Below are 13288 nucleotides of genomic sequence, written 5' to 3'. Positions count from 1 at the left end.
CCAATAAAAAGCAGGAATCGACAGGTTTATCGATAATTATAGTTAGGAATGGATTGATAATTATCCTCATAATCCGACAAGGAGTGAATGGACGACATGATGCATCCGCATACGGAACTGCGTTACATCGATGATAAAATAGGGTTCGGTGTTTTTGCTACCCGACTCATCCCTAAAGGTACAATTACCTGGGCGCTCGATGATTTGGATCAAATTTTGGATCCGGAAGTGGTGGAGGCTCTCGAGGAAGACCGGAAAAAGCCCGTTTTGAAATATTCGTACCGCAACCAGGACGGAAAGTATATCCTTTGCTGGGATAACGGCCGCTATGTGAACCACAGCTTCCATGCCAACTGCATCGGTACCGCCTATGAGATCGAGATTGCGGTCAGAGACATCCATCCCGGGGAGCAGCTGACCGATGACTACGGCTCATTGAATGTGGATGAACCGTTTGAATGTTTTCCGGAAGAAGGGACCGAACGAACACGAGTGATGCCAGGCGATTTAATGCAATATGCGGACGTATGGGATGCACAAGCGCTGGATGCTTTCCACCACTATGACGAGGTTGAGCAGCCGCTGGCGCATCTCATCCGTCCGGAGTTTCAAGAGAAGGTACAAATCGCCGCCAAAGAGCATCGATTGGTCGATTCCATTCGATTGATTTATTTTGACCGTAACTCCAGGAATGAAGTTAAGTGAGGAGCCCTTTTTAATAAGTCCTGAAAAAATTCACGTTGCAGCGTGATAAAGACGATTGGCGATAATGTGCGAATCGTCGCCGTTCGGGGAATGTTGCGTAGTAAAGCCACTTCCCCGAAGAAATCGCCGTCAGACAACACGGCCACGCGCTCATTGTTTCCTTCGCTGTCCTTCTTCAACACCTCAACTTTGCCTCGCACAATGACGTAGAACTTATCCCCCGGATCACCCTCATGGATGATCGTTCTGTCCTTGGCATACGATTCCGTTACAAAAAAGTGAGCGGCATCTTGTAACACCGACTCTTCCATTTCCGAGAATATCGGAAACAGCTTCAGCCGCTCCACACTCACCTCCACGTGATAGCCATCCTCGCTAATCTCGAAGCCTGCCTGCTTCCTCCACGACTGCCTATAGCGTCCTTCAGGCAGTTGGAGCAATTCCTGGTGGCGGCCATGCTCCGCAATTTCCCCTTGATACAGTACATAAATACAATCGGCATGTTCAGCCGAAGCGAGACGGTGTGTTACTGAGATGACGGTTCTTGTGGCGGTAATCCGCTGCAACGTCTGGTTGATCGCCGCCTCGGTGGCCGGATCGAGCGCCGATGTCGCTTCATCGAGAATCAGGATAGCCGGGTTTCGCAGGATGGCCCGGGCAATCGCCACACGCTGCCGCTGCCCGCCGGACAGACGACCTCCTCGTTCGCCTACATCCGTATCATATCCGTCCGGAAGGGTCAGGATGAAATCGTGGATCTCGGCCAAGCGCGCGGCTTCTATCACTTCCTCATCGGATGCCTCCGGCTTCCCGAGACGAATATTTTCACGGATGGAAGCCCGGAAAAGAAAGCTTTCCTGAAACACGATGCCGATTTGCGATCGGAGCGATTGCAGTTCGATATGACGGATGTCGGTCCCATCATAAAGAACGGAGCCCGTCTGAGGATCATAGAAACGCATCAGTAGGTTTATGATCGTGCTTTTCCCCGAGCCGCTGGCCCCAACAAAGGCGACATAGGTGCCTTTGTGAATGGTAAACCGGACACTGTTCAGGCTCCGTTGTTCCGGGCTATACGCGAAGGTAACATTGCGAAATTCAATGTGCCGTTCGAATGGAGGCAGTAGGGCGGCCAGCTCGTTGCCGGGTACACTCGGCTGTTCCTCAATCAGCTCCCGGAACCGCTGCATCCCCGACGTTGCCTCGATAAACTGGGGCGCGAGCCAGGTGATCGCGGCAACGAGATAACTTAAGCTGATCAGAATGGCACTGAAGGCGAGCAGCGAGCCGATCGTGAGAATTCCGAAGTAAGCGAGCAGCGATCCAACACAAATCGTCATTAGGTTCAAAATCATCGTGCCCATATTGGTCGTACGGTCGATCAGGAAATTCAAGAAGCTGGATCGGGTCAATAACCGTTCGTATATAAACATACGGTCGGCGAACCGCCGGATCATTAACGGCTGCAGCCCGAAGGCTTTGATGACAGGCTGCGCGCTCACATTCTCCTGGACGACAGTCGCGATGCCCGCCTGATCTTCTTTAAGCTGGTAACTAGCATCGTACGCTTTCGCACCAAACAGTTTGGGTCCGATCAAACACAGCGGTAAACCGATCACGGCGAGCAGCGCAAGCTGCCACTGCAAAGCGAATAGCACGACAACATTCAAGACAAGCCCAAACAATGACAGAAGCGCGTAAGGGATCAGCTTGATGAAGGTATCGATCGAAATCAGATCGTTATTAAAGCGGGAGACGATATCCCCGCCGTTGACGCGGTGGTAGAAATCCGTAGAGAGGCTCTGCAGCTTCTCGTAAAGCTGCTTATAGTAATTCGTTACGATGCGGGATCCGAGTCCTGCGAACATACGGTCACGGTAGATGCCGGTTACAACGCAAGCAACGGCTCCAACTACCATCAGCGACAAAATCAATAAAAGCAATCGATACTGCTGCGGAACAATGGCATAATCAATAATGAATTTGTAGCTCAGGGGCATGAATGTTTCGAAGGCCAGTTCAACGAGGAGAGCCGCTAGCAAAAGGACGGTTTGCAGCTTGTACTGCAGGAATGACGAACAAAGCAGACGGATAAAGGCAAACATGATGGACCTCCCATGTGTGTATCAAACCATTCTTCTATCTTACCATCGTGGGAGGATTTGGAGAATAGTGGTGCTGATGGGATGAGTCTTTCGCGGAATTGAAGGTTTTTAGCTGGTCTCGAATGCTTCCGGTACGGGTAATCTGTGTAAAGCTTTAATATCTTGTAGCGGTGGTAGCCCGAAGTGCCGACGGTATTCCCGGCTGAATTGAGCTGGGCTCTCATATCCGACTTCCAGAGCGGCGGCCGTCGCGTTCGCGGAGCCGTTCAGCATGAGGCGTCTCGCTTCCTGGAGACGGAGCTGCTTCTGATATTGCAGAGGAGCCATCGTCGTGACCGCTTTGAATTTGTGATGAAGTCCAGATACGCTCATGTTGGATGATTTCGCAACCTCTTCAATCGTAAAGGTTCTATTGTAGTTATCCTTGATCCATTCAATGGCTCTGCTGATTCCCTCGTTCTGCTGGTCCATGAAGACTCGTTGGACAAACAAGTGCCCGTAATCTCCCGTAAGCAAGCGGAAAATCATCTCGCGTTTGATCAGCGAAGACAGAAAGCGAGTTTCCGGCTCGGGTTTGCCCTGCAACTCCATCAGGCGGATTAATAAGAGCTGCAAGTGCTCATCGGATTTGCCTACATAGGCTCCGGGGCCCGTCTTTCTGTTGAGCGGTTTCACATTGATTTTAGCTTCACTCATGACAAAGGCAATTTCTTCCGCAGTTAAATCAATGCGTAAGCCGATATACGGCGATTGCGGCGTAGCGCCGACGACTTGCCCGGAGGCCGGAATGTCAAACAACGAGACCAAATAGTCGCCCGGACCATAATAGATTGTGTCTTGACCGAGATGGAGTTTCTTGGCACCTTGTAGAATCAGGCAAAATGATGGTGTGATAACGCCGGGCATCATCGCCGTCGGACGGTTGCGCCGGACCAACGTAACAAAGGGGACAACCGCCTCTGTTCGCCCCTCAGGAAGATTAAGAAAGTCCACCAGCTCCAACAATTGATCCAAATTTGTCTGCATGGGAGCGTCCCCCCGTTCTTTTTTTCCTTCTATTATACATCCTCCCCCGAAGAGAGCCAACCCATTTATCGAATTATAAGAATTATACTTTTGCATTATTGATCAATTTTTAGGCAGGAACGAGCTATTTCGCGAAAGCGATTGGTGCCATAATGTCGTTAGAACAGGAAAGGGAGGTTAACCTCTTGAATGAACATTCGAAACGGATCATTCTGATGATGATCGTCGCTAGTCAGCTGATGATGGTGCTCGACGCTTCCATCTTGATTACCGCGATTCCTGAAATCGGCCGTACACTCCATCTTTCAACGGCTGTATTGACTTGGGTGCAGAACACTTATGTTTTGGCGTTCGGCGGCTTCTTGTTATTAGGCGCTCGAGCAGGGGACATCTTTGGAAGGAGAAGAACCTTCAGCGCGGGGATCGCCTTATTCTCGCTAGCATCGATGCTGGCAGGCTTGGCTCCGTCTGCTTCGCTTCTACTTGCCGCCCGCACTTTGCAAGGATTGGCGGCAGCGATGGCGACGCCGTCGGCGCTCGCCTTATTGTCTGTTACCTTCTCGGAAGCCCGAGAGCGGTCAAAGGCGATCGCTGTTTACAGCGCTGTATCGGGAGCCGGAGGAAGCGTCGGCCTGATCGTTGGCGGATTGCTTACGGACGTGATTTCTTGGCGGGCCGGGATGTTCCTCAACGTGCCGATCGGCATCGCTCTGCTCCTTATGGTGCCCCGATATATGCGGGAGACAGATACGAAAAAGGGGCATCTGGATATCATGGGAGCTTTGACATCGGTAATCGGAATGACGGCGCTGGCATTCGGTTTTGTTCAAGTCGCGTCTGTTGGATGGGGGTCACCGGAAGTATGGGGCTCGCTCGCTCTTGGAGGAATTTCGCTAGCGGCTTTCGTACAGACCGAAGCACGGGCGAAAGAGCCGATTACACCTCTTCGCTTGTTCGCGAGCCGAGCGCGATCCGGAGCTTACTTGGGAAGGCTGTTGCTCGTGTGCGGAAATTATCCGATCTTTTTCTTCGTTCCGCAATTTCTGCAGAACGTCCTTCACTTTGATTCATTGGAGGCCGGACTTGCGATTATGCCATTCACGGCCGTTCAGTTCGGAATGATGTATGTCATGCCTTCGCTCGTAACCCGATTTGGGAACGTTAAAGTATTGATTATAGGGTTGGTAATCGCGATCGCCGGGACAAGCTGGCTGAGTTTCATTTCGGCGGATTCCAGCTTTTTCCCCCAATTGTTTTTCCCGTTGATTGTCATGGGGGGCGGTGCCGGGATGATCTTCCAACCGTTCACGACGTTAGGGTTGTCCGGTGTCGAGGCTAATGATGCGGGAGCGGCATCAGGGCTTGTCAACGTCGCTCATCAGACCGGAGCGTCGCTCGGGCTCGCGGTTCTGATTGCCGTCTTCGAGTCGGCGAACCGACCGGAGGTTACTTCCGGTACGCCTTTTGCACATGCGATCTCCGTCTCGATCTGGGGTTCGGTCATTTTCCTTACAGCTTCACTGGTTGCGGTCTTGATCTTTCTGCTGCCGGCGGATAGAGCGAGCGTTACGCGCCGTCGTGCAGATGGAGCAAGGGCAGTTTAGCCACCCTTAGTAAAGTATAGGTAAGTAGGTTTCTAAATTTTCAGTTATTTCCAGTCTTGGCAAGCTCATTTATACTTGATTATAGAAAACGGTAAGGGGTGACTGGGCATGGAATATGTGAGACTGGGCAAAACCGGACTGAAGATTTCCCGGATTGGACTTGGGTGCTGGAATTTCGGAAGCAGCAATCCACGGTGGGGTAAGCCGGGGAAGGTGGAAGCCAACGATGCGGTTCGGTTAATTCAACAGGCAATCGATAAAGGAATTAACTTTTTTGACACGGCGAACCGCTACACTGGAGGGGAAGCGGAGGAGATTCTCGGCAGGGCAATCAAGGGTCATCGAGACAAGCTCGTGATCGCAACAAAGGTACATGGCCAATTGGGTCCGGGACCGAATGAAAGCGGCCAATCCCGGTATCACATCATGCGCGAAGTTGAAGGCAGCTTGCGACGACTGAAAGTCGACTGCATTGACTTGTATCAAGCCCACGGGGTGGATTGGAATACACCGATGGAGGAATCGCTTCGCGCGTACGACGATCTTATTCGTCAGGGGAAAGTGAAATATATCGGCTGTTCCAACTTCCCAGCCTGGGTATTAACGAAAGCATTGTGGATTAGCGATGTCAATAAGCTCTCTAGCTTTGTTTCGGTTCAGCCGAACTACAGCTTGGCTAATCGCGCCATCGAGAAGGAGTTGCAACCGCTGTGCGTGGATCAAGGCATTGGCATGGTGCTCTACAGTCCGATTGGCGGTGGCGTTCTTACAGGCAAATACGCGGAGAGCATTCCGGAGGGCAGCCGCGGGGCAGACGAACCGGAGGTTGTCGAACGGGCAAGAAGGCTGAGGAGCGGTGTCAAGATTCTAAATAGCATTGCCGAGGAGCTTGGAAAAACGCCTGCACAGGTCAGCTTAAACTGGATTATCCATCGTCCGGCCGTCTCCTCCGCCATCATGGGTGTCAGCCGCACCGAACATCTGGATGATAATGTCGGTGCAGTCGGCTGGAAGATGTCTGAGGAACATCAAAAGCTTTTAGATGAGGCCTTCCCCGCGGGCTGACTGCCCCGTACCGACCAATCCAAGGTGCAAATGTGCAATGGAGTGACGATCGTTTGCTAGAAATAAACTAATTGATGGAGATGATATCGCTTGCTAATCGATCTGCAAGGCAAGGTGGCTGTCGTGACCGGTGCAGGACGCGGAATTGGTAAAGAGATCGCATATACGTTGGCAAGCGAAGGAGTGACCACAGTTATTACGGACATCAACCAGTCTTATCTGGATGAGATTCGTCGTGATTTTGCGGAGCTGGGGTATGAAGGGAGCCAATACCTGTGCGATGTTCGCGATTATGGCCAAATTGAAGCGATGGTACAGAGCATTGCTCAGGAACACGGTCGGATCGACATTTTGGTCAACAATGCCGGTGTGCTCGGCGGCGGGTCGGTCGATACTTTGCCCGAGCAGATTTGGGATTTGAATCTGGATGTCAATCTGAAGGGTACTTTTCTCATGTGTAAGGCGATTACACCTATTATGAAAAAGCAGCGTTCGGGACGAATCATTAATGCCGCATCGTTCGCTGCAATTGTGCCTTCCATCGGGACTGCTGCCTATGCTTCGTCCAAGGCGGGTGTCGAGCAGCTCACACGTGTGCTGGCAGGGGAGCTGGGGCCCTGGAACGTAACGGTAAACTGTTATGCGCCAGGCATGATTCCGACGGAGATGAACCACTTCGCCGAGCAGCCTCCCGAGAAGCAGCAACAGCTGCTGGATACACTGACGCTGCGTCGGTGGGGCAGCAAGAAGGAAGTTGCCAACGTCATTTGCTTCCTAGCCTCCGATCTCGCCGGATACATTACTGGGACGATAATCGACATCAGCGGCGGTAAGCTGGCTACGCAAATTCCGCGGGATGCCTATGAAAAGGCCCAAGCCGAAGGAGAATACGATTTGTTTGAGTAATGTGGGTGAACTGCTCCCCAATTGTTAGACATACCTAACAATTGGGGGGCAGTTTTTTTGTGAGCGTATGTCGAGCTTTATGAGGTTGCACTAAAGGCAATGAACGAAGTTAGGGAATTTAGGTATTCAAGTGTATCTGAATTTAAGGCAGTATGGGACTCAATGGGCGTTTGTGTTGAAATTTTTCGCACACGCTATTTTTCGTTACAATTCGGGAAAAGATGGAATAATGATTCCAAGAAAGGGTGAACCAGGAATGCAGCAGCCATTACTTGAAGAACTGGAGCAGCTTATTGACGAAATAAAGCGGAAAGAGCAGGCAATTGTCTACACGGTTCCGGACGAGGTTATAGTCAGCATCAAAAAGGCTAAAAACCTGGAAAGATTATTGCTTGAAATACTAAACACAGTTCAAGGCAGCGGCGGGGTCGACATTGTCAATATATTGCGCAGGGAGTTTAGCATAAGCAAAAATTTAACCGACCGATTCGCTAGGTGGGCTGCACACAGCAAGGAGCAATTGGCGGACGCGCTTCACGACGCCATCGACCGGGCGGAAATTCGCGCCGGCAAGCAAGGGTTGTTCTTCGCGGGTTCCCCCGGTAAGCAAGAAGCTGCAGAAGCGCTTGCCCTGCTGAAAGATATCGCTCATGCCGCGGTGAGACGGCAGCTCAACCCGCGTTACGCCGGGGCGAATGCCTATGTTGAGATGCAGGACAAGCTGCTTCGTTTTCATGAGCTTCCGAACACCTTTCCGGGTAGCGATACCGTGAAGTACAGAGGTCTGCTATCCGAAGACCGGCTCTATGCTATGTCCGGGAAGGATTCGGAGATAACAGAGGCTTTGAAGGCGAGTACCCGGGCCTGGTACCAGCGTTCATCCTTAGCTTTTCTGGAAAACAGGGAATGGTACCCGGATTACGACTATGTTCAAGCTTATTTATATTTGTTGACGGTGGAGCAACTCGAGCATCTTCGCGATGATTTTATCCGATATATCGGTGAGGAGTTCACCAAGCTCAAGGAAAAACCGGAGCTGCACAGGGCCGAATCTTTGAAGTCGATGCTGGAGACGGCGCTCAGCTGGTCGGTGTAAGAACAGCAATATTTGTTAAGCAGCAATACAAGCAAACGGGGGTGTTCTAAGTTGCCAAGTGCTGTTTAGCCCACAACAAAAAAAGCAGCCCCGCAGGCTGCTCCCAAAAGAAGCACTATAATTTAAAATCAATCTCTAAAAATCGTTCAACCTCTGTATTCCAGCGCTCTTGCACGAATTGCACATGCAGCGGATGCTCATTGTACGCCTCATAGTCCGCCTCGCCGGCAAAATCCATCGAAAAGCCATATTCGTAGTCGTTCTTAACGCTGACCTGCCGGAACACCTCAAAGTTTTGCACGACCGGTATAGAGGTGAGAATGCTTTTCCCGTCTTGAAGAAACTTATCCGCTTCCTTCGAGCCCTTCGGATATTTTAAATTGAATATGACCATGTGGCGAATACTTAGGCTGTCCATTACGCGGTCCCTCCGGATAGAAATTTGGTTTCTTAATCAGTGTATCACAATTCGATAACCGTCGTCCGATTGGCGAATAAAATGCGGTATGACACTAATTTTGGGGGCGCTCGGTTAACTTCACTAGGTTTAAGAAGTACATCAAGAAGAATTCTTCCGCTCTTTTTGAAAATATCGCGTGATCGTAATTTCGCTGAAAGTTTAGTGATAGCTGCACGAGCAAGAAATAATGTGCAACTACGGAGGTTCATTGCTCCATTTTTCCGGAATGGCCATTTAGTCTCTGTTAGTGGAACTCCTACCGAAATTGCTATTCGTGAGAGAGCATCTAATAACGTAGTATACTTTACTACATTTTTTGTTGGTGTTTGAAATCGTCATTGGCAACCTGGGTGTGTAGCCCTACATTATGACAAATGCAGGGATTTTATTTGAAAAGGTCTTAGTCGAACTAATTCAATTGTCGTCCATCTGCTGTTAATCTAACCATCGTCTGCAAAAGGACGATGGTTTTTTGTTGTCACGACGAGTGCAGGTAACTAGGTATACCTGAGGTAACTCCTTTAACCGGGAACTTGGACTAGGTATACTTAGGGTGAGGACGATTACATGAAGTATAGGGGAGGAAGAAGGATGTATTCATTCGAAAATAAGGTCGTATGGGTAACCGGCAGCAGCACCGGGATCGGCAGAGCGGCGGCAGTCTCTTTTGCACGGCATGGGGCGACCGTCGTCATTCACGGCAACTCCAGTATCGACGAGTTAGAACGTTTGCGCGACGAGCTGCTGGAGCAGGGAAGCTCTTGCCTCGTGGTCCGCGGAGACGTGGGTGATCGCGCCCAGGTGGAGCGAATGGTCGCGCAGATCCAAGAGGCATACGGCCAACTGGACGTACTTGTCAATAATGCAGGTGCACTCATTCAGCGTACAAGGCTGGAGGATCTTGAAGAAGAGCTGTGGGACCGCGTGATGAACGTAAACTTGAAATCGGTTTATCTGGTCACGAAAGCGGCACTGCCTCTTCTGAAAAGAGCAGGCAAGGCACGTATCATCAACGTCACCTCGATTGCGGCACGCAACGGCGGAGGCTTCGGCTCCATCGCCTACGGAGCGGCCAAGGGGGGCGTCAGCACGATGACGCGCGGAATGGCCAAGGATCTGATCGAATACGGAATTACCGTAAACGCTATTTCGCCGGGGGTAATCGCAACCCCGTTCCACGACCGGTTTACACCTCCGCCGATCCGGGAGAAGACGTTGTCCACCATCCCGATGGGGCGGGAAGGCACTCCGGAGGAGGCGGTCGGCGCGGCCTTATTCCTTGCCTCCGAATATGCGGATTACATTACAGGAGAAATTATTGAGGTGAACGGCGGGCAGTTGATGGACTGATACTTCGGCAAAATATGAGAAAAGGGTGATTCAATGAAGGTATTGTTTATCGGGGGGACGGGGTTAATCAGCGAAGCGGTGTCGGAGCTCGCTGTTCAATTGGGAATGGAGCTTGTTTTACTGAACCGAGGCAACCGGACGGAATTTGTTCCGAAGGGGGCCCGGACCATTATGGCGGATATCCGCGACCCGGCTGCAGCGGCGGAAGCGCTCGGCACTGAGCGGTTCGACGTCGTCGTCGACTGGATTTCGTTCACCCCAGAGCAGGCGGAGACGAGCCGGAAGCTGTTCCAGGGGCGGACGAAGCAATTTATCTTCATCAGCTCCGCCTCAGTCTACCAGAAGCCATCCACGCATTATTGGGTTACGGAATCGACGCCTCTGTCCAACCCTTATTGGCAGTATTCGAGGGATAAAATTGCCTGCGAGCAGCTGCTGTTGGAGGCCTACAGGAACGACGGTTTTCCATTGACGATTGTGCGCCCGTCTTTTACCTACGGTGTTACGATGATACCGGCTTCCTTAAACAGCTGGCGGCATCCTTGGTCGCTGGTGGACCGCATGCGGAAAGGGAAGCCTATATTGGTACATGGGGACGGCACATCGCTATGGACGATGACGCACAATACCGATTTCGCCAAAGGCTTCGTCGGCCTGCTCGGCAACAGCCAAACGGTTGGACATGCGTTTCACATCACGTCGGACGAGGTGCTGGACTGGAACGCCATATACCGCGCGATCGGGGCCGCTGCCGGTGTTGAGCCTAACCTCGTCCATGCGTCTTCCGAGTTTATCTGCGGCTTCGATCCGGATGCCGTCGGGGGCCTGCTGGGCGACAAGGTGGTCAGCTGCATATTCGATAACAGTAAGATCAAGCGGTTCGTGCCGAGCTATGTCGCCGCAACGCCTTTCGAGCAGGGCATTCAACGTACCATCCGATGGTTTGAGGCACATCCGGACAAATGTACGATCGACGCGGCCTGGAATGACCTCATGGATCGTATCATAGCAGCCCAGGAAAAGGCGATGCTGCTCTAGCCCTAAGTTTAAAATCATGAGAGGGTCTAAAAAACTGGTTTCTTTTCTGCCAGACACTCAACGTTTGACCAAACAGGCTTTGTGGAAGTTACTGCAAATGTACGGCAAGGTAATGCTCAAGCCTTCTAGCGGAAGCTTGGGCAAAGATGTTATACAAGTAACTTCAATTCCGAAGAATAGATTTGAATTACATGCCCAAAAAAGAATCATTACTCTTAAGGGTAAGAAGGTAGCATATGCTTATTTAAAAAAATTAATGGTTTCCGATAGGTATACGAGTCATGGTACAACGACGAAAAAGTTCACGATGGAAAATCACCGGAAAGTTAGCGAAACGTGCTAAAGCAGGATACATTGTCACTAATGTTACCAAAAGGGTACTCCCTGTGAAAAAGGCGATCCGATTATCCAAAATAAAAAACAGTCTTGCAGATTCAACTATGAATAAAATTGATAACATTTCGTTGAGAACAGCAAAACAAATAGGTCTTTATTATCCAACGTTTCGAAGGTCTTGACATCGGTCTAGATAACAAAGGGAGAATATGGATTATCGAAGCCAATTTAAAGCCTAATATATTTCCCTTTCTTCTTTTAAAAGATAAAACAATGTACCGGCGCATTATGTTGTTTAACATCAAGAAGCTCTAACAAAAGCTGGTTGATGGATACAAATGTTTTAAGAGTTCAATGGATCAATAAATCCAGTCTACAGCTTTTATTTTCACTAGATAAAAACCTGATCGATAGGGCATTCCACTATATGGAGTGCCCTATATTTATTTAACTAATGTAAGACAAAAATGAGGTCGACCAGAAAGATCTGGTGACCTCATAATACGAAAGGTGCAGGTTAATTCAGTAAGATTTAAGAGGACTTGCTGCTTTTTAAGACTCAACTCACGACTAAAACATCCCAAGCTCAACCCTTCGTTCCAAGTCCGCAAATGATGTCTACGGCCTGCAGTTCCTCCGGTGTTAGCCGCTCCGGTAAATGCTGAATCGCATCGGCTATTTGCTCCGGTCTGGATACGCCAAGAATGGCCGACGTGATCGTTTGATTGGAAAGTACCCAGGCAAGTGCGAACTGCGCCAACGTCCAACCCCGCTCTGAGGCAAGTGGCTTGAGTTGCTCCACGATGGCGAAGTTGCGCTCTTCGCTCATCATTTGCTGCAACCGCCTCTCCCCAATCGCACCGCGCGTTCCTTCGGGCGGCTTTTCTCCGACGCGGTATTTGCCGGTAAGTAACCCTCTGCCCAGCGGGCTGTATACGATCACACCGACCTTCTCGCTGGCGCACATCGGGAGCAGCTCCGCTTCAATCTCGCGGGCAATGATGCTGTACTGCGGTTGTACGCTCTCGAACCGGTGCAGCCCGCGCAACGCACTGAGCCCGTGCGCTTTGCTGATTTGCCATGCAGCATAATTGGAGCAACCGATATAGCGCACCTTACCTTCACGGATGAGATCGGTTAATGCGCCAAGCGTTTCCTCTAGGGGTGTATTCTCATCGAATCTATGTACCTGATACAAGTCAATATAGTCAGTTTTTAGCCGCTGCAGGCTGCTCTCCACTGCGCGCATGATGTGGTAACGGCTCTGCCCCGCATCGTTAATCGCTGTGCCGACTTTGCCGTGAACTTTGGTTGCCAGGATGATGCGATCCCGCTTTCCGCGGAGCCATTCGCCCATAACCGCCTCGGATTCACCGGACTGCGTCGGGTCACCGCTATCCATACCGCGTCCGTAAACGTCCGCCGTATCGAATAACACCATCCCAGCATCTAAAGCAGCATCCATGACCCGGTACGATTGCTGCTTGTCTATCCACCTGCCGAACGCCATGCAGCCTAAGCTGACCTCCGGCACCTTTATTCCCGTATTGCCTAATTTACGGTACTGCATCTGGACTACACATCCCTTCCTGAACTC

14 protein-coding genes are annotated in these 13288 nt (G+C 50.8%); 10 read left to right on the top strand and 4 right to left on the bottom strand.

Annotated elements, in window-relative coordinates:
• Positions 1–96 precede the first annotated feature (96 nt).
• Positions 97–705: an SET domain-containing protein gene (locus tag FPZ49_RS30415; protein ID WP_144854127.1), complete on the top strand. Its 609-nt coding sequence runs from the start codon at positions 97–99 to the stop codon at positions 703–705.
• Here the strand turns inward: FPZ49_RS30415 and FPZ49_RS30410 are convergent.
• A complete protein-coding gene (locus FPZ49_RS30410) occupies positions 669–2810 on the bottom strand; it encodes an ATP-binding cassette domain-containing protein (protein ID WP_144854126.1) in 2142 nt (713 codons plus the stop codon). The genes FPZ49_RS30415 and FPZ49_RS30410 overlap by 37 nt on opposite strands.
• A 108-nt stretch (positions 2811–2918) precedes the next feature.
• Positions 2919–3836, bottom strand: coding sequence for an AraC family transcriptional regulator (locus FPZ49_RS30405; RefSeq protein ID WP_144854125.1), 918 nt, complete (start codon positions 3834–3836; stop codon positions 2919–2921).
• A 185-nt stretch (positions 3837–4021) separates the two neighbouring features.
• Between FPZ49_RS30405 and FPZ49_RS30400 the strand changes: the two genes are divergently transcribed.
• The 4 genes from FPZ49_RS30400 to FPZ49_RS30385 all read left to right on the top strand — a co-directional run bounded on the left by FPZ49_RS30400 (position 4022) and on the right by FPZ49_RS30385 (position 8507).
• Entirely contained in the window at positions 4022–5440 is a 1419-nt protein-coding gene (locus tag FPZ49_RS30400) for an MFS transporter (protein WP_261381693.1), read from the top strand.
• 108 nt (positions 5441–5548) lie between these two features.
• A complete protein-coding gene (locus FPZ49_RS30395; protein WP_261381692.1) occupies positions 5549–6505 on the top strand; it encodes an aldo/keto reductase in 957 nt (318 codons plus the stop codon).
• A gap of 90 nt (positions 6506–6595) precedes the next feature.
• Positions 6596–7411, top strand: coding sequence for an SDR family NAD(P)-dependent oxidoreductase (locus FPZ49_RS30390; RefSeq protein WP_144854122.1), 816 nt, complete (start codon positions 6596–6598; stop codon positions 7409–7411).
• 256 nt (positions 7412–7667) lie between these two features.
• Positions 7668–8507 (top strand): hypothetical protein, encoded by an 840-nt coding sequence (locus FPZ49_RS30385; protein WP_144854121.1) that lies wholly within the window; start codon positions 7668–7670, stop codon positions 8505–8507.
• 115 nt (positions 8508–8622) lie between these two features.
• On the opposite strand, the gene FPZ49_RS30380 is transcribed toward FPZ49_RS30385, so the two are convergent.
• Positions 8623–8925: a Dabb family protein gene (locus FPZ49_RS30380; RefSeq protein ID WP_144854120.1), complete on the bottom strand. Its 303-nt coding sequence runs from the start codon at positions 8923–8925 to the stop codon at positions 8623–8625.
• 633 nt (positions 8926–9558) lie between these two features.
• Here FPZ49_RS30380 and FPZ49_RS30375 point away from each other — a divergent pair.
• Genes FPZ49_RS30375 through FPZ49_RS37710 form a run of 5 tightly spaced genes read left to right on the top strand, consistent with a single transcriptional unit; the run spans position 9559 to position 12006 of the window.
• Positions 9559–10317, top strand: coding sequence for an SDR family NAD(P)-dependent oxidoreductase (locus FPZ49_RS30375; protein ID WP_144854119.1), 759 nt, complete (start codon positions 9559–9561; stop codon positions 10315–10317).
• 33 nt (positions 10318–10350) lie between these two features.
• A complete protein-coding gene (locus FPZ49_RS30370) occupies positions 10351–11355 on the top strand; it encodes an SDR family oxidoreductase (protein ID WP_144854118.1) in 1005 nt (334 codons plus the stop codon).
• A 16-nt stretch (positions 11356–11371) separates the two neighbouring features.
• Entirely contained in the window at positions 11372–11698 is a 327-nt protein-coding gene (locus FPZ49_RS37720) for a YheC/YheD family protein (RefSeq protein ID WP_186446192.1), read from the top strand.
• Positions 11622–11873, top strand: coding sequence for a YheC/YheD family protein (locus tag FPZ49_RS37715; RefSeq protein ID WP_391563885.1), 252 nt, complete (start codon positions 11622–11624; stop codon positions 11871–11873). Before FPZ49_RS37720 ends, FPZ49_RS37715 begins: the two co-directional genes overlap by 77 nt.
• Positions 11848–12006 carry a YheC/YheD family protein gene (locus tag FPZ49_RS37710; protein WP_391563884.1) on the top strand — a complete coding sequence of 53 codons (159 nt, stop codon included), beginning with the start codon at positions 11848–11850 and terminating at the stop codon, positions 12004–12006. Before FPZ49_RS37715 ends, FPZ49_RS37710 begins: the two co-directional genes overlap by 26 nt.
• A 271-nt stretch (positions 12007–12277) precedes the next feature.
• Here FPZ49_RS37710 and FPZ49_RS30365 read toward each other — a convergent pair whose 3' ends face one another.
• Complete coding sequence (locus FPZ49_RS30365; protein WP_144854117.1) at positions 12278–13261, bottom strand: aldo/keto reductase; 984 nt, start codon at positions 13259–13261, stop codon at positions 12278–12280.
• Positions 13262–13288 lie beyond the last annotated feature (27 nt).

Origin of the sequence: Paenibacillus cremeus (assembly GCF_007786445.1) — a bacterium.
Taxonomy (GTDB): domain Bacteria; phylum Bacillota; class Bacilli; order Paenibacillales; family NBRC-103111; genus Paenibacillus_G; species Paenibacillus_G cremeus.
The sequence above is the reverse complement of the archived record's forward strand: the minus strand, read 5'-3'. Positions and strand labels throughout refer to the sequence as shown.